Origin of the sequence: Marinoscillum furvescens DSM 4134 (genome assembly GCF_003386095.1) — a bacterium.
In the GTDB taxonomy this organism is placed as follows: Bacteria; Bacteroidota; Bacteroidia; order Cytophagales; family Cyclobacteriaceae; genus Marinoscillum; species Marinoscillum furvescens.
On the sequence record NZ_QREG01000018.1, the window covers coordinates 1 to 25,225 of the forward strand.

Genomic DNA, 25,225 nt, shown 5'->3' on the forward strand with positions numbered 1-25,225 from the left:
TATTCACAAATTATGAGTCTCCCCCTAGAACCCCCTCATGTGGATAATAGTAGTAGTCTTAGAATATCAATAGATTGTAAACCTAAAGGCCGGCATAGGCAGGTCTGAGCATTTGACAAATATCAAAATCTTATGTAAACGTAAATGTGAGTTTATTTATTTGCTGATTTTCAGTTGGAAAAGCGTTAAGAAATGAACTCAGTCCGGGGCGCGTAGCCCTTGATTTTTGACGGGCGCCGTTGCGATACCGGGGCGTAGGCTTTTCATCGCCTGGCCGGCCGCAAGGAAAAGTAGAGAAAAAAGCGTTTTGATCAAGGCCTGTATCACCTTGTCAGGGTAAAATTTTATGCCGATCATCCGCTCATTATTAATGACCAGGTGCTTCAAAGTAAGCTGTCGTTGGCTCGTAGTAGGCTCCATGTGGGTAAACCAAGCGAAAATCAAACAAGTAGGGTGGTTATTAAACGTATATATACGTAACTATCCGTATATTAATACGGATAATGTTTTCACTTCCTGGTCATAAGCAGGAGACACCAGACTTGCGCTCATCACTAGTCTCTTCAACACCACGTTGGCTCATGTATCACCATTGTATATGGGCGAAAGACACCTGAACCTTTTAAAGATTCGGTTGTAAATGGCCGTGATTCGCCAGTAAATCCCTTTTAGATGCTCGTAAAAACCGATCGGCCGCAGGTGAAAATCAGTTTGCTGTCTGAATTTTTAATTTGACGGTTGTAATCAGCCTTGAGATTTGAAGCACAGGCATTTTAGAAGCCTGAAATCAGGCTTAGCCTTTCGTAAATTAGAATTTGACGCTTGCAAAATGCCTTCAGACCTATTTTTTCCTAAAAATGCCACTTGAATTTTTAAAAAGACTGTTGTCGCCTCACTTCAGATAGGCGTTGGAGTGTTTTAGATTCGAGTATATTTGAATTTGGCGGTTGTAAACTCCCATCAGATTTGATTGCACCTATAAAAGTCAGTTGAATTTCCCACCAGCCAGAAGTTGCCCTTTATCAGATAGACGTTGGAGTCCCTAAGATGCACGTAATTGCCTTTCAGACCCTTGTAATCGGGCGTGAAACGCCAGTAAACCCCTTTCAGACGCCTGCAGCGGCCGTAAGACGGCTGCAGTGAGGAAAAGTTGGCTGTAATTGGCCGTAAGACGGCTGCAACATGAAAAAGACGACTGTAATACTGTTTTAGACGCTTGTAAGTGCGATTTAGACGCCTGCAGTGGCCGTAAGACGGTTGCAGTGAGGAAAAGACGGCTGTAATTGTTCATCAGACTCCTGTAGCGAGGAAAAGTTGGTTGTAAATGCCTTTTAGACGCCTGTAAAATGAAAAAGTTGCTTGTAATTCTGATTTAGACGCTTGTAAGCGGCCATAAGACGGTTGCAGCGGTGAAAAGTTGGCTGTAAGCGCCCTTCAGACGCCTGCAGTGGCCGTAAGACGGCTGCAGAATGGAAAAGACGGCTGTAATTGTTTGTCAGACGCCTGCAGCGGTGAAAAGTTGGCTGTAAGTAGGCTTTAGTCGGCTGCAGCATGAGACAAACGGCTGTTAGCAAACTCAGCAGGAGACCAGACAACTCCGCCCACACACTATGCTTCCTGTTGGGAGGGCTATGGCTGGGGCTGTACAGGCCGTAACACCCAGTAGGAGGACTGATGGGCCTGTTTTTGGTATCTTGTCTAGTTTATGTCTAGCATTGATTGTGTGTTTCCAGGAGGTAATTCATTTGTTTAGAGGTTGATTTTTTACCTAAACATAGAAAGCACCATGAAACTTTTAATAGCAACGATCCTGATGATAGCATGCCTGGCCGGATGCCAGGCACCACAAAATGACAACCCCTGTGAAGAAGAGCTGGTAGTGACCGATGAGCAGATGGACCGGCTGGGTATTACCAACAAAGAGTACCTGAGTGCCGCTTCCAAGCGTGCGCTGCAGTGGCCTGAGCTGACCAACGAGTGGTTTGGGGAGTTTAAAGTCTATGACCTCAAAGGTGACCTGGCCTACGAAGAAGGGGTAGTGCGTCGTGATCCCAGTGCCATCATCCAGGTAGATGGCAAGTACTTTGTGTGGTATAGCAAGAGCGTAGGGCCTACCGACGGGTTTGGTGGCGATATCGAAAACGACAAGGTGTTTCCGTGGGACCGTTGCGACATCTGGTATGCTACCTCTGACGATGGCTGGACCTGGAAGGAAGAGGGCATGGCGGTAGGCCGCGGCGAAAAAGGTGCCTATGACGACCGCTCGGTCTTTACTACCGAGATCATGGAGCACGAGGGCACCTACTACCTCACGTATCAGACCATCCAGTCGCCATACAATGTGCGTACCAAAAACCAGATAGGCCTGGCGTGGGCAGATAGCCCGCATGGCCCCTGGACGAAGAGTGAAGAGCCCATCCTGAGCCCGGCCGACAATGGGGTGTGGAAAGGCACAGAACAAAACCGCTTTTTGGTAGAGAAAAAAGGGGATTTTGATAGCCACAAAGTGCACGATCCGTGCATCATACCTTATCAGGGCAAGTTTTACCTCTACTACAAAGGCGAGCAAATGGGCGAAGAGATTACTTTTGGCGGACGCCAAATCCGACATGGGGTAGCCATAGCGGACAACCCGAAAGGCCCCTATGTCAAGTCAAAGTACAACCCCATCTCCAACAGTGGTCATGAGATCTGTGTGTGGCCCTACAAAGGGGGCATTGGGTCGCTGATCACTACTGATGGTCCCGAAAAAAATACCATTCAGTTGTCGCCAGATGGTATCAATTTTGAAATTGTGGCAGTGATACCGGGAGCTCCCCATGCCATCGGCCTCAACCGAACCCTGGATACCGATGAGCCTTTCAACGTCTTTAAGTGGGGCCTCACCCATCAGTACAAGACCTATGACTACCAGTACATCCGTAGGTTTGAAGGCAAGCGCAAGACGACCCATGTGGCCAAAGGCGTAGTGGCTGGCAAGAAAGGGAGTGATGAAGATTGATCGAAAGGATTAGTGAAATATCGCTTGATCTATTACGCTTTTTAAAGGAAGTGTCTGACATTATGCGACTGACCGTCCGCCAACTCAAGGTGTCACTGCTGGTTAAGAATGGGCCAATTCGAAAATCTGGAGAGGAATAGAATTAATAGAAGGACTGGCCTTGGTTCATTTTAGGTTTTCCGAATGAAAATCAGGTAACAAATAAATACTGTTTGAGCATTTACGCAGTTTCAAAATCAATTCGAAATCATTAATGCGAGTTTATTTATTTGCTGATTTTCATTTGGAAAAGCGTTAATAAATGAACCCAGCCATTGATTTTTGCTACTTTTTATCAAGAAAAAGTAGAAGAATAAAGCACTTCAGAATGTTATATTTTGATAGCTTTTTGTAACCAGTAAAAGAGCAGATCTTTACCCCCACAATTTGAAATTCTTAAGCAAGTCCACAGAAATATTGCTTGATCTATTACGCTTTTTAAAGGAAGTGTCTGACATTATGCGACTGGTCGTCCGCCAACTCAAGGTGTCACTACTGATTTAGTAAGCCTTCAGAACTATTTGGGTATAACGAAAGAAAAGGGTGCCTCGCCGAAGGCACCCTTTGCAGTTAAACTAGATCTGATACAGATCAAAAACGGTGAATCATTAAGAACCATGATTATGAGCCAAAAGAACCGTCTGTTCCCTCATGGTAGAAACAAAGGTGTGGCATAGCGCAGATGTCTTCATACCCCGATTGGGGTATTTTTGGTTTGATGGGCATGGAAAATTGGCTCTTATTGACTCAATAGCACTTGTTTTATGTCGAGTGTTGTTCATCTGAGCAAGGTGGACGTGATGTTTATGTAGCACATTTGCCACAGTACAGTGGCTAAGAATGGCGTCCTTGATAAATACTTTTTAGTAAAAAATGCCTTTCTATGAACTCTGAGGGGGCATTTCAATCTCGTATATTGTATGCGAAAACCTCAAAAAGGTGTGATTTTTAGCATTTTTGAGGTTTTTTGAGTGGCCTTGAAGAAAATGCGTGAAGAATTTTGATCGTGAGGTCGATTAGAAAAACATACTGTTTGATGTCCGACGAAGGAGGACGAGTTTATGTTTTTCCGGCCTCAAAATTTAGCAAATTTCTTCACAGCGCGGACGGCCAGTCCTTGATCTTTTTCCTTAGGTTTTGGATCAAGCCAAAAAGTTAAGAGCGCGGACGGCTAGTCCCGTCCGGCTTGAGGACTTAAAAGGAATAAACAAGTGAGCCCTAAGAAATGCGAGTGTCTAGCTCAAGTGGACCCTTGCGCCTGGTTCACTACGAAAACGTGGAAATCAGCAATGCTATAGCGATAAGTGGTACCATTATGACCAGCACAGGCAAGATCATATTGAGGATGGCTTTGCCTGTACTGAGCTCCTGTGTTTCTGAAATACCCACCACCGTGAGGATGACCGTCCAGATGCCCAGGCCTACTTCTGCGATTACGGTACTGTAAAAAATCAGGTTGTTGAAAATGCCTCCGGTTAGCAAATCTCCATCGGCTTTGAAAATCTCATGGCCATAGATAATTATCTGCGGGATGAGGAGAGTCAGGGATGCTACAGTGGGTAGCATGGCAAAGGCCAGCATGCGCACCATGGTTTGGATGTCTACGGTAGTGGCGTGGAGCCATTTGCCGGTCCACCGTAGCAAGTACCCATAGATGTAGATATACATCCAGCCAAATAGAGCTCCGCCCAGTGTACAGACAAGTAGGATTTCTGTGAGCCCCAGCCGGTCGCCCATGTCTTGCATCACAGCCCGGTCAAAGGCACGCGAGATGCCAGTAAGGATTAGCAGAGCAATTACGTGCTGGTTGTCGTTGGCTGTTTTGAGATAGCGAAATACTTCTCTGGGTGAAAACCAAACGTGACGGATGGCCTGGGTGTTGGAGAGCTCAGTTAGCTGCATGTAGATCAGGTGATGTAGTGAAACAAGTAAAAGTAAAAAAAAGCCCAGTAAACGAGGCGTTATTTGCCATGAGGCTTCATATTTGGGAGCGGGGCCTGATTTTTCAAATACCGATCAAACCAGTTGTGCACTTCGTCAAACACTTCGCTTCTAAATTCATTGATGCCATGGTCGGCACCTTCGTACATGATCAGGCGGTAGGGCACCTGGTGCTGGTTGAGTTTCATGGCTAGCTGCAGGCTCTGTTCGGGTTTTACGCGCCAGTCGGCAGTGCCATGTAGGATGAGGACGGGGACGTCTTTAGGAAACTGCTCCGGCCAGTGGCTGGCAGAGCGCTGGGCCAGTGCTTCCTCTTTATTGGTGCTATAGTCAGGGATCAGCTCGGCAAGCACTCCTGTTTCCATTTCCGGTCGATCCTCGATCATGTCTTGCAGATCGGCAATGGCTCCACCTACTGCAGCAGCTTTGATGTTGTTGGATTGTGTAAGTGCCAGGTAGGTCATCATACCACCGCGGCTCCAGCCATACATCCCGATGCGTGAGGTGTCTGCAGCTGGAGTAGCGGCCAGTATATGCTCCAGAGCGAGGATGTCGTTTAGCTCTGCACCACCAAACTCTTCCTGTCCCTCTCCGCCAGCTACTCCCCGGTATTGGCTGGCGATTACCACATAGCCTTTGCTGGCGAGCCGCCCCAGGTCAAAAGCCGCATGGGCTACTTTCAGAGCACCAAACTCCCGATTCCCACCTCTGTTGTAAATCAGGCAGGGGTAGGTGCCTTCTGCTTTGGGGCTGATAAGCATGCCTTTTACATTGAGTCCGTCACTGAGGTAGCTGATGCTAAAAATGGAAATACTGTCCAGGTAGGCAAACTGAGGCTTCCAGCTACCATCTTCCTGTATCAAACGAGGGTAGATGGGATAGTTACTCCATTGGTCCAGCGGTTTTTTGTCAAGGAGTTGTTGGCTCCAGCTGGAAAAACAAGCAAGTAAAAGAAGGAAGGTCAGGTAGGCCGTTTTCATACTGTAGGGTGTTGGGTGTTGGTTAAATTTAAGTCATTGCTACCTGAAAGATACGGTGTTTATAAAAAAAAGAAGGTGACCACTGCAAAGCACAGTAGTCACCTTCAATGAGCATGTTACCAGCGTGCTACAGCACCTGATCATGAATTATCGGTTGATTTTTACGCGTAGGGTGGACGTTTTATCATCAGTTACTACTCTGAGTAAATACACGCCCTGCTGCAGGTTGGCGATGTTATCCAGCTCCAGCGTTGCTGTATGTCCACCTTTCGGTAGGTTTTCAAAGTGCTGGGTAAGTAGCTGTTGGCCTGCCAGGTTAATCAGCTCCAGGTCCACATCTCCGGCTTCAGGTAGCACCACATCTACATACAGCTTACCGATGTTGGTAGGGTTAGGGTATGCACTTATTTTGTGTTCTACTGTAGCTTCCTGCCCCATCCGAGCACCCGATACGGTACCCCAGGTGAAGGTTTCCCAACTCTGAATGGTAGAGGCTCTGGCTTGGAGAGGATCATTTGTAGCATCTAGGCGTGCCTGTACGTACAGGTTGTTGGCATTGGCTTTTAGCGCCACCTGGTTGTTACCCAGGTCTACCCAGGTGAATTTTTCCCAGGCCCCGATAGCCGTGCGGTCAGCTTCCAACGGACGATTGGTGGTGTTTTCTGCTACCACATATTTGCCATTGGCGTTGGCCTTGAGCGCGATCAGCCCTCCACCAGCATCTTCCACTACAAACTGTCCCCAGCCTCCCATAGTGGCAGAGTTGGAATACAGCGGAGCATTGGCCTGGCCAGCATGTGCCCATACATAGTTGCCTTCGGTGTTTTTGAGCCAGATGGTCTGTCCTACAGGGGCACCGGAGCCTCCACTACCACCGTCTACGAGCTTCCAGGTACGTACCCAGGAGTAGCGCGTGGTACGCTCGTCCCAGGTGCCGTTCATGCCTCCATCTGCTGGTACAGGGTTCCAGTCGTAAGTTTCGGTCACCATGTTGAGGTACTGGCCTATGTCAAAATCGGCAGGTGGTGTGATGGTGTATACGTGATTGCCATCGAGGAAAAACTGCACTTCAGTAGGGCTTTTCCACCAGGCGCCATACACGTGATAGCCTGCATAGACTTTGCCAGAGGTGGCTGTACTGTTGCCGTTAGAGCCCGTAGGCGTGCTACAGGTTACATTTCGGCTATGCGTATTGGAGTGCATGGATTCATCAAAACTTTGAGTCCATCCTTGTGAACTTGTGACTACACCAACGCACTCTTGTATGTCCAGCTCGGTGACGCGCACATCACAGCCGCTGCCTTCATTTCGGAAGTTGATCAGCCAAAAGGTAGAAGACATAAACGTCTTGCTGGCCTTCATACGCGCCTCATAATACCATCCAGGCTGGCCAGCATTTTTGGAGCGCACCATTCCTCCGGCATGGGTGTATTCATTGCCATTGTGCCACTCGCTCTGTGCCAGTTTGTAGTTGGTGATCCGGAGCTCACCGTTGGCTACAGATACCGTGTTTTGTTTGAAAATACCTGGCGCCCGACCTATCCATCGTGATGGGTCGGTGTTTTTCCATTTGTTGAGGTCGAGGGAGGATCCGTTAAACTCATCCGACAGGTTGTTTACTTTTTGCCAGACCTTACCCGAGGGTTTGGGATCCTGGCCAGATTGAAAGTACGGTTGTGCCAGAGTCGTGTGCTGGATAGCACAAAATACAAGGACCCATAGCATGTGTAAAGGTTTGAATTTTTTCATATGTGTTAGTTTAGGTAGGTGCAGAGCACCGCTGGTTTACATACCTGTATGATAGGGAGTCTGGGATAGAATTGGTAAACAAACCTTTGCGCATGACAAAAAGTGCAATGTGTTGGTGTTCAGTAGGTTTTCATGCTTTTATTTCTGAAATGCCCCTCTAATTTCCCAGTTTTTTTACCCGACTATATATCAGCCATGATGCATCTTTAGAAGGACGAAAAACCTATTTAGTTACTAAAACATTATTGAATTCTTATGAAAATCAGCTTATCAATCGGAATGTGTTTATTGTTGATTCTGCCATCACTCATGGCACAACAGCGCCTCCAGGGCAAAGTAATGGCGTTTAAGGGCTTTGGTCTGAAAGGTGTGGAAGTGAAAGCCAAACGAAGCGGGCAAACCGCTCTTACGGACTCACTTGGAAACTTTGAGCTTACTGTGAAAAAATCTGACTTGCTCAAGGTAAAAGCTAAAGGCTTCAAGCCAATGCAGCAAAAATACCACGGTCATGGCGATGTGGCCTTCAACCTGATTTACATGGACAATACCTGGGCGTATGATCAGGTGGTAAGCAATGGGTACATGTCCAAAGATGATCTGGATTATTGCATCGAGCATCTGCTTACCGAGAACAATAACTTCGATCGGATGGCGGATATCTTTCAGGTTATTCAGTCGGTATATCCTCAGGCCAAAGTGGCCGAACTTCGTGGGCAGCAGCGTATTTTTCTCAACTCACGAGGCGCCCAGAGTATCATTGCTGATGCTGATGCACTCGTAGTTGTAGACGGGGTGGTTACGCAGAATTTCGCAGGTATACAGCCCAGTAAAGTAGCAGATGTAAAAGTGCTCTTAGGAAATGAAGCGTCATTTTATGGGACCCGAGGTGGAAATGGAGTGATAGAAATAACACTAAAACAAGACTAAAAAAAAGTCCCCGACATCTAGATGCCGGGGACCGTAGGTTAGGTGTATATTTCAGCTTGCCTATTTGGTGATGATGAGCTTGCTGCTTACCTGCTGTTGTCCTTGGCGCAAACGCACCTGATACAGTCCTGTAGGCCATCCATCGGTTTTGATTATGGCCTCTTTTACAAAATTCTGTGTTAGAATTGTTTTACCACTGATATCGGTTATGGTGAGCTCCCATGCTTCCTGATTGTTCATTTGTATAGTGATTGGCTCGCTCTTAGCAGGCGATGGGAAGATCAAAAGCTCTGCAGCGGTCTCTACACCAAGGGTGGGCGTGGGTTCAGTAACTTCGATTTCACCAGCTACTACATCCAGCTCCGCTATTGCTGTAAATGGTTTCTCTGGAATGTTTTGGGTTTCTGAAAGTGCAACCAGACGCAAATACCGACCTGGTGTCACTTCATCCAGAGTGATGACATGACTCAATTTGTAGTTGGTAGCCAGTTCTTCGGGCCATTCCAGTTCTCCTTTGGCCACCGGATCTCCCCAGCTACTTGTGCTTCCACTTACATAGATCTCGTATTCGCCAATCGCACCATTTGGTCCCCATTCATCCTGTCGGTGCATGTAGTGCACTTCTTCCACGTTGATCGTATCTCCAAAATCGATCTGAATTTCATGGGGAAACCCTGGCTGGGCGTCCTTCCATTCCGTATGCCAAAAGGTGCTAGGATCACCGTCGATAGCTGCATCCCTGTTGCCAGGAGTGGCTTCACTATCCACGTAGATTACCTGCCAGGTAGACTTAGGTTCGAAACGATAGGCCTGGGTGCCAATCATCAGTGTGCCAAATTTGCGGGTGTCCGTATTAGCTGTATTGTTTTTGGTGTCATTGGCCCATGCCAGGCTGTTTTCGAGTCCGCTTCCATCATTGTCATTCACCTGTATTTCAAATCCGAGCTCTTGCCCTGTACTTACCTCACCAATGATACTCATCGGGATTTTTGCTTCTAGTAGGTAGCCATCAGCAGTGGCTTTGGTAGTATAAGCAAAATCTGTATTGGTGTCAGTGGTCCAGTTTTCGGATCCACTTTTCGGGTTTCCAGTAATGCCGTAAGGCAATCTGATCTGGATAGCATCAGTGCCGTACGCACCTTGTTCGCCGTGCTCATTGTCCGGGTTAAAATACAACTCTACATTGTCTGAGGTGGCATAGCCGTCCGCAGAGGTGGCTGTCGTTAGCTGGTCATCTTTTACAGCTGCCATGAAGTATAGCATGTCTTCGTGCATGGTCATCTTATACTTCAAAGAGAGGTCCGATTCGTCAGGCAGGTCTTTACCTGCGCTTTCAAACGTGCCATAAGCCTCTTCAATGAATTTCCATTCTTCATCTTCTTCTCCATCGATCTCAAAAGCTGCGTCAAAAGCTTTAAGTTCATAGGATTTGGGTGAGGCCCAAATTTTGGCTTGTCCACTGGACCCGCAGGATGAGGAGGAGGCTTTGGTGTTGTCATTTGTAGCGATCGTCCCTTTGCCCGGTAGGTACAGTGCAAACCGATCAATCGGGTGACCATGAGAGCGACCTGCTATTTTTAAAGTGTAGGTTCCTGCATTGTTGAAGGTAGCATAAACGTTCATGCCATTTACGCCGTGGTGCTCCCCAAAGCAGTTCCACGACCATTTGTTAAGGTCTTGGATCCATACCTTGATGAAATCGCCTTTTGCAAAGGTATGTTCTGTGCTGCCCTTAGTTCCATAAAACCGGTCCGCTTCTATACTCAGCCAGCTGTCGTTTTCCTCATCAAATTTTACAGCACCCGGTCCATTTCTTGACCTCCACTTAAACTGATAAGTTCCCGGTGTATTGATCTTGATCTGGTACTCGGTGATACTTTCTTGTGGCACTGCTCCGTAGCTGTTGGAGCCAGTATATTGGAGGTGGCCCGTGCCCAGTGCCGGCTCAGTATAGCTGTCTTTTACTACATATCCTGTGCCTATAGATACTGCATCTTCGGCTTCTACTACCACGTATCCGTCCTTTTCTTCAAAGATACCTGCCGTGCAGGCAGTAGGTGTGATGTCTAGCTTGAGCCATCTGGCGCGGCTCCATTCCTTTCCGTCAGCAGAGGCAGTAGCGCCTACCACCTTGATTTCATCTCCATTGGCAAGTGATACATTTTCCATCACCAGGTTGAAATGATCCCCCATTTCCCAGTTTTGAGTACTTAGAGGAATGTTGTAAGCCCCTACTTCTACATCATTCACTAAAATTTGGAATGCTGCTTCACCGTCACTTTCGCCTACGCCATGAAACGTAAGGTTGTAGGAACAGGATTCTCCCTCAAAGGTGGTAGTGGCTGTAGCTGAAACGGGCTTTTGGTTTGCTTCGTCAGGTTGTATGGCTAGCAGGTCAGTGCCGGTATAGTTGTCTACATAAAAGCCTCCTTTTTCAAAGTCTGTAGATAATATACTGGTAGCGGATCCACATCCTGCACTTTGGGTGATGCTTACTTGCTGAGTAGCTCGTGCAAATCCGTCTTTGTCATCATAAATAATGAGCTCTACTGTGAAATTGCCTGCAGTCTCAAAGGTGTGAGACACTTCTTTGCCAGTAGCCGTTATACCATCACCAAAATCCCATTCATAAGCACTGATGGTGCCATCTGAATCTGACGATGTGCTGGCATCAAAGGTAAGCTCTACAGGAGCTTCTCCAGTGGTAGCTGAAGCCGTGAAAGCTGCTGTGGGCGCTACATTGTCTCCACTTGTAGCACGGGTGATGAGTATAGCCCAGTCCTGGTTCTCGTCTGAGGGAGGGGTGCCTAGTGAGTGTGTGCCGGTTTCTGTGAGTTGCGTTACACTTCCAGTCTGTAGTTCACCCCCGTTTCTTGGGTCAAACCAGGCTATGTCATAGGTGCCTTTTATAGCTATGGTAAGGTCTGCAGACCCTCCTTCAGGAAGATACACCAGATAGGTGTTGCCTGGGTCGGTCAGGCACCAACCTTTGCTGACCAGTTCGTCAGCGGGTGCCATTTGGTTTACAGGCAGGTCGTCGAAGAAATCGATGGCGATACCCACATATTTCCAGCTAATGGAGCGGCTTCTGAAATCCTGACAGGTAAGGTCTGAATGCGGTAGGTTGTACCCAAAGTAATATTCTACGCCGGCACCACCAGCCATGAGGTTGCCCCACAGGGTTTGCTTTCGGATGGCATCCAGTGATGGAGAGCCGGTGTAAGTGTCGTCAGGTACTCCGGTATTGGCGCCTCCCTGTTCATCATTGGCGACTACCCAGGGCTTGCCAGCGGCAGCAGATCTTTTTCTCCACTTTAATGTGTTTTCGTGCACTTTATTCCAGCCTGTTTGGATAGAAGCTCCAGTAAGCTCGGAGGCGTCACCCAGAAGTGAGGGGTATACCGCATCGTGTTGGTTGGGATAGGTATGGATTACGATATGATTTTGATAGGGGTCATGACTTGCAAAATAGGCAGCCATGTCTTTGCGCTGCTGTGCGGTCTGGGTGTTTTCCTCCCCCAGGTTCCAGTTGAGGGCGAGGTGATGTGCAAAACGCGCAATGAGCTCACGATAGTAGAGTTTACGGGTAGTGCCTACATCGCCTCCATCGAGAAGGTGATCGTTTTCTGTTTCCTGAGTCTTGAAGTGCAGGTACATGCCCAGCTTGTCGGCATGCTCAAAAAGGATTTCCCATTGGTCCAGTTTGGAGCAGTCAAAGTGTTTGAAGTCACTTGACGACACGTAAGGAAAAACATTCTTGTCATCACCTCCGATGTTCATCGTGAGAAAAGAGAAAACATTGAGCCCCTCATCTGCCAGATAGTTTACGGCTCCTATGATTTCCGTGCCTTTACCGTCTTGCCAGCTTGGATCGCCGGTATTCCAGTCGTTGGCATGGGCGCTCCAGCTTTTCAGGCGGTTGCCCTGATTAGGGGTGTTGTCAAAATCCTCATAGGCCAGCAAGTTTTCCGGAGCATCCGATCCTCCTTTGATAAAGTACTCTTTGCTGTCTGCAAATTGTAAGTAATGGCCTCCTACATATTGCAGCCTTCCTTTGGCTCTGAAGTCTCTTCCGCTTTTGTCGCTCTCAGTTACGGTAAAAGTCCCCGTTTTCCCATCCATGGGGCTAATGGCCTCACCTGGAGCTGCTGCATCACTGATGGCTACTGCAGACCCAAACCGGAAAGATGCCGTGTAGGTCCATTCACCTGTTTGGTTTGGTGCAAAATGTACGCGCCATACGTTGCCAGAATCCAGGCTGGTCTCCGCAGCATTGCCATCTGCTGCAAAAAACCCGGGGATGGTAAAAGAAGATTCACCATTGGTGAATGTCACTTGCAACCGGAAGTCCAAAAATGGATTTGGTGCATTGTCAGTTTCCTTATAGGCCGGACCATCAAAATCGAGTGTGATTTTGTGCCATTTTTTAAGCTCTCCAGAAATGGTCACTTCTCCTGTGCCTGTTTCGGTGGGTTTTACCAGGTCCTCTTGTGTTTCAGTGACTGTAAAGTTTACCTCCAGAGCGGACAGTTCAGTGCCTCCGGCGTTGCCTTCCGAATACGCCGTTACTTTGAGTGTGTGGTCTCCTACACTCGGTGTCCACACACGATAGTCTCCATTGTCATCACCAGCCAGGGCGTAAGGTGCTACTCCTTCTGTACGAAACACCTGTCCGTCAAGCACAAACTGCACACTGCCTATTGTGCCTTCGGTGTTGGCTCGTACGTTCAATGATTGCCCTGTAGTAGCAAGGTCAATGGTGTAGTCGTTGGTCAGTTCACCAATGGCTTCATCGGTGGTTGCATTCATTAGCGTGAGGCTACTGATGGATTGTGCCTCACCAATGGTTGGTAGGATCAGAAATGCAAGAAACAAGCATTTCCATAGCCCGGTTTTTAAGTTTTTCATTCGAAGTGTGTTTGTGTAATGAGCCTTACTTTGCCGCTAAGGCGGAGTGTCGACTCATTACGAGTTAGGTATAAATTGTATCGACTTCAATGAGTCCATGCACCGGGGGGGAAGTGCTTTTTTATGATAATAACTAAGCTAAAGTATAAAGCTGCAAATTGGTTGCGCAAACGTTTGATGTCATGCTATAGAAAAAAGAAATCCCGACCTGGAGTCAGGTCGGGATTTGGTGTTGAAATATAAAGAGGTGCTTTAATGGCCTTTACGATGGTCACGCAGCTTTTTGATGCCGTAGATACCTCCAGCAGCAAGTAGCGCGGTAAGTCCTCCGTCTATAGGGGTAGCTGGAGGAGCTCCCTGTGCTAAGACAGGAGCCACGGCCATGAATACTAAACCCAGTGTTAAGAGTGTTTTATTGCTTGTCATAATTTTTAGTCTTTAGGTGGTTTTAGAAAATAAACTTGCGAGTAAACTGCCCTTTGGAGGTCACGATTTTCACTATGGTGATACCCTTGCTGTGGAGTGGGATATCCAGGTGACGAGTAGTACCTGTGATGCCTTCTTCGTGTGTGATCAGCTGTCCGGACAGGTCATAAGCGGCAAATTCACTTACTTCCAGTGCTTCCTGAAAATCTACTGACAGTGTACCGTTTAGGTATCTGTACAGCGGTTCTGCTGAAGCTAATTCGCTGCTGAGCACATTGGCCAGGCCGTAGGTCAGTGTGAATCGGTTTTGGTCCGATCCGGCCTTACTTCTAAACTCAATTTCGGTTGTTTCTGTAAGGTTGTGAGTCAAACCAGTGATTGCATCATGTAGGAGAAGCGTCATCTCTGAGTTTGAGAGCTTCAGCTCATTCACCGTGATTTTAAGTGATTCTTCAGATTTTAGATCATAGGCCAATGTAGCTTTAGACCCTTGTGCTAACTCTATACCTTGAATAGCAAATTTACGATCATCTATAAGGCTGTAAAACTGCAAATTGTCATTGCCATGCAGTTTCGGGGCATCGTATTCTGGGTCGATGCCAGCTGTAGCATCTTCCAGTAAGCCTATAAATAATTCATTTTGGAGCTTGCCGTCTACGGTCTGTAGTGAGAGTTTTACACCATCTACTCGATCCTGTGCAGTGCGAAAATAGGTAGCATCAGAGTTATTGCCAGTTACGCGCATTGACTCGGTAAACTTCACTGAAGTATTGTCAGAAAGTACCTGGACAAAGAAGCCCTGCATGCTCCCGATATATCCTTCAAAGCTTTTGTTTTTACCATTGACAGTAGCAATCGCATTTACAGTAAGGTAATCCGAATTGGAGCCTCTTCCGAGATGCGAACCCCCATCATCCCAAATCGCCACGGATTGGGTGATGTGAGCGTTGGTGTCTAAAAACGCTTCAATATTGATCGCCGATAGGTATGGGTTGCTCAAAAGGTTCCATCCATAGTTGCTTGCATCTGAAGATGCTGATGGGGTATGTGATAGACCCGAAACTTCAATAGTGCCTACATTTGGTATACCTGTAAATGTTAGGTTTTGTACGCCTGCTGCGGCGTAGCCTATTCCAGCATCTAGTGTTGTGACGTTGCCATTTGCACTTTGATCTATCCATCTTGACAGTCCCGCATCTGTATCAAAGTTTACCGATTCGTCATAACTGTACACATACATGCCCAGGTCTTTAGTGGAATCAGTCTCACTATAAACTGGCGAACCAACAAAACTGTATTGTCCATTACTGTGTGAAGTAGTACGATGAGCTACGACTGTGTGAAGGCTATCACTGAACCCAGCATAGGTAATCAACGAGGCTCCAGATTCTACAATGATTTTGTCATTAGTTTCTTCTTTCAATACTTTAAAATCATCGAAATAGAATGTTCCTAGTTCGTTGGGAACCCTGATGTCCATAACATAATTGCCTGTTTTTGAGATTTCAACTCCGGTTAGGCTATATTTTGTCCACGAATCATTGTTGACATTGAAGCCACTTACTCCTGATGCAGGCCAACCACTCCTGAAGTACACATTTGTCCATGCGCTATTAGATGCTGTTCCACTCGATTTGGCATAAAATTCAATTCGGTATGTGCCCAATTCATTTAATGCAAACTGGTACTCAATGGCCTCTTTGTTGTTTTGAGCGTTAGTTGCAGTCCGTTCTACGGAAACACTTTTCGATCCTGAATAAGCAACGGTCGACGAGATTCCTGTAGTAATATAAGTGGTATTGCCTGTATTGGAGAGTACATCAGCTGCAGTTGAAGCTGACTCAACATCTTCTGCAGCCACAGAGATGAGTGCGGCTTGTGTTTCCAATGAACCATCTACTTCCAGTGTAGTGCCAGATGATACCGTTACAGTATTGCTGCTTGTTACCATGCCACTGGTTTTGAGTGAGCTGGTAAATGTATAGTCATCCTGAATGTCTAGAAAGCTGTTTTCGGTAGGAGTGATGTCCCAACTTCCCGCACTATATGTGCTGCGTTCACATGCGTCAAATACAAATCGGTATGTAGCATCAGATGCCGGAACTACTATCTTTCTATAGCTTGGTTGGCCGGAGTTCGTAAATGCTGTGCAGTTGGTGCATGTGTTAGGAACGTTTTCCTCCCTTACTGTTTGTGATCCTGTCCAATATTTGGTGCTGAATGAGAAAACATCATTGACTACCCAGGACTCGGTACCATCTATGGTGAAAGTGTATGAGTGAATTCCGTTGCCAAGGTCGGTCATGTAGGTTGCTGTTGGGTTTCCCCATCCGTTAAATTCACCATAGATCTGGACATTGTTACCACCCAGGTCTGTTTGTTGGCTGAGATCCATTTCTATGGTCACGTTGACTTGGGCTATGCCTGAATGCCCCCAGAAACCGAAGACAGCTATTAAGGTTAGGTAAAGAATTCTTTTCATAAGATTTAGTTTTGTAGTACATCATTTATCTGCTGTACGGTGTACAGCCAATAGATGAAAGTAGCTAGAATACGGAGACTTAATGTGCGCAAAGGTTTTCCCTGTTAAATACTATCTTGTATTAAACAAAAACCCCTCACAACGGCAGTTGGAGGGGTTTTTCAGGTTGGTTGGTCAGAGGTTTGTCTTACCAGTTATTGTTGATTACCTCTAGCAGGTGAGGGTATTTTTCGTCTGTATCTCCTATTTCTGTTCTTAGTTCCTTCAATTGTTGCTTGAGGTCAGCTACCACTTCGGCGTAGGCCGGGTCGTTGTAGACATTGTTAACCTCTGTTGGGTCTTTCTTTAGATCATACAGTTCCCAGGCAGCGGGCGTCTGCTCGATCATGAACGAGTTCTTTTTCCATGGCATAGAGGGAGTGCCCAGCTTTTCCGTATTGTAAGGCAACCCGTAGTAAAAGATCAGCTTGTAATCCGCAGTACGTATACCAAAATGCGATGGGTTGTCGTGGTGCATCATGTGCATCCAGTAGCGGTAGTAGGTAGCAGATCGCCAGTTAGTAGGGGCTTCTCCATCTGTTACCAGCGAGGCAAAGCTTTTGCCCTGCATGTACTCAGGCACTTCACCGCCGGCCAGGGCCAGCATAGTTGGGCCATAATCAGCATTGTTGATCAGCAGGTCTGAGCGAAGACCTTTCTGACCTTGCGGATGGCGCACTATAAACGGCATGCGCATAGACTCTTCGTACATCCATCGCTTGTCCATATAGTCATGCTCGCCGAGCATGAAACCCTGATCTCCGGTATAAATGATAATGGTATTGTCCCATTCTCCAGACGCTTTCAGGTAGTCAAACAAGCGCTTCAGGTTGTCGTCTACGCCCTTTACACATCTAAGGTATCGCTTGAGGTATTCCTGATAGGCCTCATGTTTGGCCGTTTTATCATCCAGTTCTTCGGAGATGTCAAAATCCTGCGTATAGTTACGGATTGGATGTCTGCGTCCTATGGAAGTTCCTATGCGGTGGAGCAGGCTGTCGTTTTTGCCTCTGGTTGCTTCAGATCCAAAATTTGGCTGATGGTAGAGGTTTGCTGGCTCGGGGATTTCGGTGTCTGCCAGGTAGCTTTCATAGCGAGGGGCAAACTCAAACATGTCATGAGGCGCCTTGTAATGATGCATGAGAAACAAAGGCTTCTCTTTATCACGGTTTTTTAGCCAGTTGATGGTTAGATCGGTGATTACATCTGTGCTATGGCCTTCGTACTTATTGGTGTTTTGAGGCCACGGCTTTTCTCCACGTACTCTGAAGGTAGGATCGAAGTAGTCTCCCTGAAGTTTTAGCACTTCATAGTAGTCAAAAGCTGCAGGTTCTTCCTTCAAGTGCCACTTTCCTATAATGGCTGTTTCATAGCCAAGCTTTTTCATTTCTTTAGGCAAGTATTGTTTGGCTTCATTTAGGCTGCCATCCAGGTCGAGCACACCATTTACATGCGCATACTGCCCGGTCATAATGGTTGCCCGGCTCGGCGTACAGATGGAGTTGCTACAGTAGGCATTGTCAAAGATGATTCCATTGTTACCTAGTTCGTCGAGGGTAGGAGTAGGGTTTAGGTCGGCCAGTCTGCTTCCGTAGATACCGAATGCCTGCGTGGTATGGTCATCAGACATGATAAAGATGATGTTTGGTTTTTTGGGGGCTTCCTGCTGGCATGAGCTTACCGCCAACCCTATCACACATATAGTGATGAAAAATCGAACTTGCTTAAACATAGTTAAGGATTAAATGGATTTATGATTCTTCTATAGACAAGGATAGCTCATACACTATAATAGAAATCGAGCAACCCTTTGCGCTTTAATAGTGCCAAAAATAGCCATTTCAATCGCTCATACTATTTCTCATCTACCTCCACAACTGAACAAAAACTAGACGCTCGCCGATTGCTATGTTTTTTTTGAAACGCACCCTTGTGTTAGCTGCGGGAAGTATTGGTTTTATGAGCTGTACCCAGAATCCTGTTGAGGTGGGTTTTTGGCTTGTTGGCATTGATTTGTAGGATTTTCATCATTCTGTTCAGTTTTAGTTCAGTGAGATTGGTTTGAGGATATTTCAGTGAAATACATATTTGATTGTGGATTTGAAATCAAAAGAAGGTTTGATGAGAGTCAAATTAACAAATTGAAAAAATCCACGATCGACCTACTGGTCATGTACTAAACTAAAAAGATAATTGGATGAAGAGACGATTTACAATTTCCAAACATTGGATGTCTGTCCTGCTACTGTTACTGATGGGTTGGGCTTCAGCCCAGTCGAAGGTGTCAGGAGTAGTGACTGACGGAGAAGATGGGTCCACGCTGCCTGGGGTAAGTGTGGTGATCAAGGGTACCACTACAGGTACGGTCAGTGACCTGGACGGGCGCTATAGCCTCACCGTTCCAGATGATGAAAGCGTATTGGTTTTTAGCTTTGTAGGCTACCTCAACGAGGAGGTAAACGTGAACGGGCGCTCATCGATTGATGTGAGTCTGAGTACCGACCTCAAACAACTTGAAGAAGTGGTGGTAGTAGGGTACGGTACGCAGCGCAAAAAAGAAGTCACAGGAGCAGTGGCCAGTTTGAAGACGGATGCCATTGTGAAAACGCCGAGTTCAGATTTGAATACGGCCATGCAAGGTCAGATAGCGGGTGTCAATGTGCAGAGCGCTGATGGGCGTCCAGGAGCACCTGCTAATATTCAGATTCGGGGTATTGGCTCCCTCAATGGTGAGTCTACGCCACTTTATGTAGTGGATGGAGTGCCCTTTCAAGGGATACCTAATATTCCACCGGAGCAAATAGAGTCGGTAGATGTACTAAAGGACGGAGCATCTGCGGCAATTTATGGAGTGCGCGCTTCTAATGGTGTCATTTTAATCACCACCAAAAGAGGAGCTCCTGGTGTACTCAATGTAAGTGCTACGGCCTATAAAGGCGTACAAAACATTACATCAGGTACGCCACTCATGAATGCAAGCGAGCAAATGTATGTAGAAGACATTTCGCTCAATGCCGAGGGACGCGAGCCGGCCATTTTTGTGCTCAACAAAGACGCAGCAGATTTCGACTCTGACTTTATTGGAGATGTGACGAATAACAATGCTGCCATTGAAAACTATAGCGTTTCAGTATCTGGCGGTAGTGGCGGACTCAATCTGTCTGCCAATACCACTTACTTTAAGCAAGATGGCGTACTGATCAGCTCTGGGTTTGATCGTATTTCTAATCGAATCACCGCTGATTTTACCAAAAACCGACTGAAGGTGTTTTCTAGTGTGGCCTTTACCACCGAGAACACCCAGCAAGAACCTTATGCCATGTATCTGCTGGCCATGTCACAAAAGCCCTATCAGCGTGGGTTGTTTGATGTGCCGGAGGTGGGTGAAAACTCCTGGCAGCTGGACGGTGACAATGAAATACTCTATAGCTACATCGCTCGCCAGCTTGAAAATGAGGACGAGCGAACGGTAAATACCTCGAATGTGGCCCTTAACCTGCAATATGAAATACTTGATGGTCTGAAGTACCGTGTCAATTTTGGTAGGAACAGTTACAACTATAAGCGCAAGTTTTTTCAGCCTCAGTACCTGGTATATGACCGAAACGGTGACTTTTCGCCTACAGCAAGCCGGCCAGAAGCCATACTTAACTACTCCAACATAGAAAGCAGTAGGAATGTGCTTGAAAATGTAGTGACCTATGACCGAACATTTGGTGACCATAAAGTAGGAGCACTGCTAGGTGTGACCTACGAAGCGTTTCAGTCAGCTTCGAGCAGTTATGGGGTGATAGGCTTGCTGAGCAATGACACTCGTGTGCTGAGTGCCGGGTCTGCTGGAATCCAGCCTTCTGGTACCGAAACTCGCAATACGCTTGCAGGGAAGCTCGCACGAGTGCAGTATGCCTACGGCGATCGCTACTTCCTGTCCGCCAACTTCCGCAGAGACGGGTCGTCCAATTTTGGCCCAGGCAATAAATACGAAAACTTTTTCGGTATATCCGGAGGGTGGTCGCTCTCAGATGAGGCCTTTTTCCAAAGTCTCGGTGCTGATTTTGTTTCTAGCTTAAAGCTGAGAGCAAGCTACGGACGTGTAGGCAACCAAAACATTGGTGCTTACGGATATGCACCAGTAATAGAAAGCGGGTCCAACTATATCTATGGGCCTGATGAAGTGGATGGTATCGGTGCCATTCAGCGTGGATATGCCAATGCAGATCTGAGGTGGGAAACGAGTATTTCAGAAAATATCGGGATGGATGCTGAGTTTCTGAAAGGGAAACTAAACCTGACCGTGGATGTGTATAAAAACAGCAAGCAAGACATGCTCTTGCCAGAGCTATTGGCTCCTTCTACAGGTACCTGGCACCCTAGAGGTGAGGGGTATCTAGGCTACTGGAACACCGTAGATGTCAATGCTGGAAATATGGAAAACAAAGGACTGGAAGTGTCTTTGAAATACCGCGAACAAACCAGTTTTGGACTTAATTTCAATGCAGGCCTCACCTTTACCCGAAACAGGAATAAAGTCACAGACCTCAATGGTGCTGAAGGACTGGCGTTTAGTGGAGGCCGACCGATCAACGGAGTAAATGGGATAGCGGATGATCCGACCACCTTTATTTCCGTTGGGCACGAAGCAGGAGCCTTTTTCCTCATAGAAAGTGCAGGTATCATCAAAAATGAAGAGCAACTCGAAGCATACCGGGCTTATGATGCCGGCGCCCGACTGGGCGATATGATGTTTGTAGATGCTAATGGTGATAGCGTGATCAACGACCTGGATCGTGTGTATATGGGCTCAGGTCAGCCAAAATTTGAATTGGGGTCTTTTGTCAATCTGGAGTACAAGGGTTTTGATCTTTTTGTGCAAGGCTACTATGTGCACGACGTACAGATTTACAACGGTGCCAAACTTTATGCTTATGCGATCAAAAGGCACAAAGACCTGTACTATCAGTGGACTCCTCAAAACGCCACCTCAGATGTACCGGCATCCAGAGGAAGCAGCGTCCATAACAACATTCGGTCACGAACCGATGTGTTTCTGGAAGACGGAACGTATTTCCGGATACGTAACATCACGTTGGGCTATACCCTTCCTAAGCGTATCACAAAGGACAAGCTAGGCAAAGTGCGTGTTTACCTCAGTTCTATGAATCCATTCACCTTCACGCAATACACCGGATATGATCCTGAAGTAGGTGGAGACGGGCTCTATACCCGTGGTGTAGATAGGGGTACTTATCCAGTATCCAGAAGATTTTTAGGAGGCTTACAGATTGAATTTTGATAAAAGAATTAACTATGAAAACATTGAAATATATCTTACTCCTGGCGGTATTGGGTAGCACGATGGGTGCTTGTGATGAAAAGGAGTTTTTAGAAGAAGTAAACCCCAATGCCATTACCGCAGCCACATTCTGGAAAAGTCCAGATCACTTTGGTCAGGCGTTGCATACTGTTTATGGTGCTTTGCAGTTTGGACCGATAAGTGGAGCCGGGCTAGGTTATGAGCTTGCACGTGCCGACATTGCCGGAAGTGAAACCTGGTACCGACCGTATCAATTTCGCACGTTTGGTTTTTCAAATAACTACATACAGGTGGCTAACAACTGGAACGCTGCATATGTAGGAATTTTTCGAGCCAATCAGGTGATCCAATACATTAATGAAAACGAAATCGAAGGATTCGCCCCTGGTCAAAAAGAAGAGATAGAGGCACAGGCCCGTTTTATTCGAGCGTTTTTGTATTTCGATTTGGCTTATGATTACAATGGTGCCGTGATCCATACTACTGTGCCTGGTTCGCCAGAGGAGTTTAGCAAGCCTTTTTCGCCACGCAGCGAAGTAATCGCACAGGTGGTACTACCCGATCTGGAATTTGCCGAACAGCACCTGCCAGCTGAATGGACCGGTGAAGACATAGGTCGCGCCACATGGGGTGCAGCGGTATCTATGATAGGTAAGGTGCATCTCTATCAGGAGGAGTGGGATCAGGCAGCTAGTCACTTCAAAGAAGTGATCGACTCTGAAGTATACCGTCTGGTAGATAATGTGCGCCACAACTACACCGATGAAAATGAATTCAATGAGGAGTCCATTTTTGAAGTTAATTTTTCGGATACCAAAAACCCGGGAACGCAGGGTAGCGTGTGGGACAATGATCCATATACTTCAGGTTCGGAGGCTACTACGATCCCCAAGCAGTATGCCACCTTACAATTCGGAGGGTTTAATACGCTTGTACCTACTTACTACCTGTTGGAGCTTTTTGAGTACGATGAGATGGATCCCAATGATCCAGATAATACTGACCGTACGCAATCGATGCGTCTAAATGCCACACTGCTTACCAAAGATGCAGATGGACTGTACTATGGGCTGCCACCTACCGAAAAGGCGCCGTTTAACATAGGACAAGCTGCATATGTAAAAAAGCATACCAACTGGTACCAGTATGATGGTGAAGATCCGCTGAGTAGAAGTGGTATAAACTTCCGTCACATACGTCTGGCAGACGTCTATCTCATGTATGCAGAGGCTGTTTTGGAAGCTCAGGGAGCTGCAGGCATTAGTGAAGCTGTGACATACATAGATCTGGTGAGAGATCGTGCCGGTGTGATAACACTGCAGGAGTACATGGATGCCAATGGAGGCATGATTCCAGAGCTGCATATCTCTGTGCAGGTGCATGGGCCGCGTACCTATACACCGGCTACAGCCGAAGCATTACTTACCCACATCAAGCTAGTGGAGCGACCTATTGAGCTGTGCTACGAGGGGCATAGATGGAAAGACCTGGTGCGGTGGGGGATGGTGCAAAGCCAGTTTGACCAGCTTCGAGCGGATGAAGAGTGGCGCATGGCCAACATTGCGAGTATTGAAGGGCAGCCACCTTTAAATCTTGGTAATCAGGTGCACAATGATTTTGAAATTGCTCAACAGCTGTATACACCTTCAGAGCACAATTATTTCCCTGTACCGGATTACGAAATTCAGGTCAATGAAAATTTAATCCCTGGTCAATAAACCATAAAAATGACAGCAATGAAAACTTTATATAAATACTTAACATTGATGCTCCTGGTAGTAGGTTTTATGGCCTGTACGCCAGAGTATGAGGCCCCTGCGCCGGAGCCTAACCATTTTTCGGTGTTCTTGTCTGAGCAGGATTTTGACAACACCGTGCAGGTGGGCACAGATTTGGATTTTATAGACGTGTCCAGAGGGGTGCAGGAGCGTGTTTGGACGTTTCCCGAAGGGGTAGCGGACATTGTAGGTCAGGAAAATGACGTGACCTCCGAAGCGCATAAAATCAAAGTGATATTTAAGGAACCTGGAACGCACGAGGTGTCTTTGCATTTGGAGTTTGCCGGAGAGGCGTGGGTAGAAGAAGAGCTGCGCGGAAACGCTCTGGATACCGTATATACCGTCACTGTGCTTGATTCTATACAGGCATCATTCAAGGCCAACCTGATCGATTATCAGGGCAATGACCAGGGTGAAATTACTTTGGCTGACGGAGGTGCGTCTACAAACAAAATAGAAGCAGGAAGCTCCCTTCGATTTGTGGTAACTTCTACAGGAAACCCAGCCGAAAATGAATGGGTTTTCGAAGGTGGCACACCTGCGGAGTTTAGTCCAGAACCTGGCAACAACGGTGATACGCTTACGGTAGCTTATAAAAAGCTGGGTACGTATAGCATACAGTTGATCTCTCAGAGAGGACGCCCGGCAGGAGCTGATACGGTTACTTATGAAAATTTCATAGAGATAGTGCCTTCTTCTGCGCCTATACTGATAGATAAAGCCTTTCAGGCCGAAGATCAGGTGGCCATCAGTTTTTCTCGCGAACTAGACGATCCGCGTGCAGAGGCTGAAAACTTTTCTGTTACAATCAAAAACAATGGGCAGGTGATCACCCCTACAGTGAGTGAAGTTCGACTGGATCCAGACGATGCCAGCACCCTGTTGTTGGTATTAGGTGGAGAAAAGCTGTACAATAGTGACACCGTTAGCGTGAACTATACTCCAGGAAATTTGCAGTCCACTGATTTTGCCCAGGTAGCTAGTTTTAGTGACCTGATGGTAGAGATGGATAAGGAAAATATCCTGGCAGCTGAGACTTCTACCATGGACTATGGTTTTGAAAACAGTACGGATGCCAACTGGCCCTACCTGTGGTGGGGCGGTCAATGGGCGGAGTATACTTCTAGCATCTCCACAGCCAAAGCGCACTCAGGTGTAGCCAGTAACTACATTGCTTTCAATGCCAATGGCGGTATGATCATTGGCCATAAGGATGAGGCTGGAAATAACTATACTTTTACTCCGGAGCCTGGTAAAACTTACGAGATAGGTATGTGGATATATGTAGAAGACCTGGGGCCAGATCCGGATGCTATGGAACAACCCAACATTATGGTGTTTTGGACTCCCGAAACCGACTGGGGGGTGGGGCGCTATTCGTTCACGTCCAGCACTCCTGTAGGCGAGTGGATATATGTCAGCACGATGGTGACGGCCCAGTTCAACAGCGAAGGCCCTTACGGGGTGATGATCAGAGGGTTTAATGGGAATAACCCTGGTCCTTTGAGCTTTTACATGGATGACCTAAACATCTCAGAGGTTCAGATGAGGCCCTGATCGTCCACTGTTCGATGGCACTGGTTAATTCAGTGAGTATAGAAAAGGCTCTTTTGCCCGAAAGCAAAAGAGCCTTTTTTCAAA

General features: G+C 46.9%; 13 protein-coding genes. 5 read left to right on the forward strand and 8 right to left on the reverse strand.

Going from position 1 to position 25,225, the window contains the following annotated elements:
* Positions 1-198: 198 nt before the first annotated feature.
* Entirely contained in the window at positions 199-387 is a 189-nt protein-coding gene (locus C7460_RS24110) for a hypothetical protein (protein WP_221409557.1), read from the reverse strand.
* 1,399 nt (positions 388-1,786) lie between these two features.
* Between C7460_RS24110 and C7460_RS16900 the strand changes: the two genes are divergently transcribed.
* Complete coding sequence (locus tag C7460_RS16900; RefSeq protein ID WP_115869390.1) at positions 1,787-3,001, forward strand: glycoside hydrolase family 117 protein; 1,215 nt, start codon at positions 1,787-1,789, stop codon at positions 2,999-3,001.
* A gap of 1,305 nt (positions 3,002-4,306) precedes the next feature.
* Here C7460_RS16900 and C7460_RS16905 read toward each other — a convergent pair.
* From C7460_RS16905 to C7460_RS16915, 3 genes are all read right to left on the reverse strand, one after another.
* The gene (locus C7460_RS16905) at positions 4,307-4,942 is read right to left on the reverse strand and encodes a Yip1 family protein (protein ID WP_115869316.1); all 636 of its coding nucleotides are present in this window, start codon (positions 4,940-4,942) and stop codon (positions 4,307-4,309) included.
* A 59-nt stretch (positions 4,943-5,001) separates the two neighbouring features.
* Positions 5,002-5,961: an alpha/beta hydrolase family protein gene (locus tag C7460_RS16910; RefSeq protein ID WP_115869317.1), complete on the reverse strand. Its 960-nt coding sequence runs from the start codon at positions 5,959-5,961 to the stop codon at positions 5,002-5,004.
* A gap of 147 nt (positions 5,962-6,108) precedes the next feature.
* Positions 6,109-7,710, reverse strand: a complete 1,602-nt coding sequence (locus C7460_RS16915) for a T9SS type A sorting domain-containing protein (RefSeq protein WP_147302995.1) — start codon at positions 7,708-7,710, stop codon at positions 6,109-6,111.
* Positions 7,711-7,965: 255 nt separating this feature from the next.
* On the opposite strand from C7460_RS16915, the gene C7460_RS16920 reads away from it, so the two are divergent.
* Entirely contained in the window at positions 7,966-8,637 is a 672-nt protein-coding gene (locus C7460_RS16920) for a TonB-dependent receptor plug domain-containing protein (RefSeq protein WP_115869319.1), read from the forward strand.
* Positions 8,638-8,697: 60 nt separating this feature from the next.
* Here the strand turns inward: C7460_RS16920 and C7460_RS16925 are convergent, their stop codons facing one another.
* From C7460_RS16925 to C7460_RS16935, 4 genes are all read right to left on the reverse strand, one after another.
* Positions 8,698-13,545, reverse strand: a complete 4,848-nt coding sequence (locus tag C7460_RS16925; RefSeq protein WP_115869320.1) for a sugar-binding protein — start codon at positions 13,543-13,545, stop codon at positions 8,698-8,700.
* A 252-nt stretch (positions 13,546-13,797) separates the two neighbouring features.
* On the reverse strand, positions 13,798-13,971 hold the full coding sequence (locus C7460_RS23835) for a PID-CTERM protein-sorting domain-containing protein (protein WP_170148065.1): 174 nt from the start codon (positions 13,969-13,971) through the stop codon (positions 13,798-13,800).
* A 22-nt stretch (positions 13,972-13,993) separates the two neighbouring features.
* Positions 13,994-16,453, reverse strand: coding sequence for a hypothetical protein (locus C7460_RS16930; RefSeq protein ID WP_147302996.1), 2,460 nt, complete (start codon positions 16,451-16,453; stop codon positions 13,994-13,996).
* Between the two features lie 187 nt (positions 16,454-16,640).
* Entirely contained in the window at positions 16,641-18,224 is a 1,584-nt protein-coding gene (locus C7460_RS16935) for a sulfatase family protein (RefSeq protein WP_115869322.1), read from the reverse strand.
* 465 nt (positions 18,225-18,689) lie between these two features.
* Here C7460_RS16935 and C7460_RS16940 point away from each other — a divergent pair, with 465 nt between their 5' ends.
* From C7460_RS16940 to C7460_RS16950, 3 genes are read left to right on the forward strand one after another with little or no spacing between them, the layout of a single operon-like run.
* Positions 18,690-21,785 (forward strand): SusC/RagA family TonB-linked outer membrane protein, encoded by a 3,096-nt coding sequence (locus C7460_RS16940; protein ID WP_115869323.1) that lies wholly within the window; start codon positions 18,690-18,692, stop codon positions 21,783-21,785.
* 14 nt (positions 21,786-21,799) lie between these two features.
* Positions 21,800-23,524, forward strand: a complete 1,725-nt coding sequence (locus C7460_RS16945; RefSeq protein ID WP_115869324.1) for a RagB/SusD family nutrient uptake outer membrane protein — start codon at positions 21,800-21,802, stop codon at positions 23,522-23,524.
* An 18-nt stretch (positions 23,525-23,542) separates the two neighbouring features.
* Positions 23,543-25,141 carry a hypothetical protein gene (locus tag C7460_RS16950; protein WP_147302997.1) on the forward strand — a complete coding sequence of 533 codons (1,599 nt, stop codon included), beginning with the start codon at positions 23,543-23,545 and terminating at the stop codon, positions 25,139-25,141.
* Positions 25,142-25,225: the final 84 nt, after the last annotated feature.

Coding starts and splice junctions, on each gene's coding strand:
- C7460_RS16900 (WP_115869390.1), top strand. CDS start 1,787: ATGAAACTTTTAATAGCAACGATCCTGATGATAGCATGCCTGGCCGGA.
- C7460_RS16905 (WP_115869316.1), bottom strand. CDS start 4,942: ATGCAGCTAACTGAGCTCTCCAACACCCAGGCCATCCGTCACGTTTGG.
- C7460_RS16910 (WP_115869317.1), bottom strand. CDS start 5,961: ATGAAAACGGCCTACCTGACCTTCCTTCTTTTACTTGCTTGTTTTTCC.
- C7460_RS16915 (WP_147302995.1), bottom strand. CDS start 7,710: ATGAAAAAATTCAAACCTTTACACATGCTATGGGTCCTTGTATTTTGT.
- C7460_RS16920 (WP_115869319.1), top strand. CDS start 7,966: ATGAAAATCAGCTTATCAATCGGAATGTGTTTATTGTTGATTCTGCCA.
- C7460_RS16925 (WP_115869320.1), bottom strand. CDS start 13,545: ATGAAAAACTTAAAAACCGGGCTATGGAAATGCTTGTTTCTTGCATTT.
- C7460_RS23835 (WP_170148065.1), bottom strand. CDS start 13,971: ATGACAAGCAATAAAACACTCTTAACACTGGGTTTAGTATTCATGGCC.
- C7460_RS16930 (WP_147302996.1), bottom strand. CDS start 16,453: ATGAAAAGAATTCTTTACCTAACCTTAATAGCTGTCTTCGGTTTCTGG.
- C7460_RS16935 (WP_115869322.1), bottom strand. CDS start 18,224: ATGTTTAAGCAAGTTCGATTTTTCATCACTATATGTGTGATAGGGTTG.
- C7460_RS16940 (WP_115869323.1), top strand. CDS start 18,690: ATGAAGAGACGATTTACAATTTCCAAACATTGGATGTCTGTCCTGCTA.
- C7460_RS16945 (WP_115869324.1), top strand. CDS start 21,800: ATGAAAACATTGAAATATATCTTACTCCTGGCGGTATTGGGTAGCACG.
- C7460_RS16950 (WP_147302997.1), top strand. CDS start 23,543: ATGAAAACTTTATATAAATACTTAACATTGATGCTCCTGGTAGTAGGT.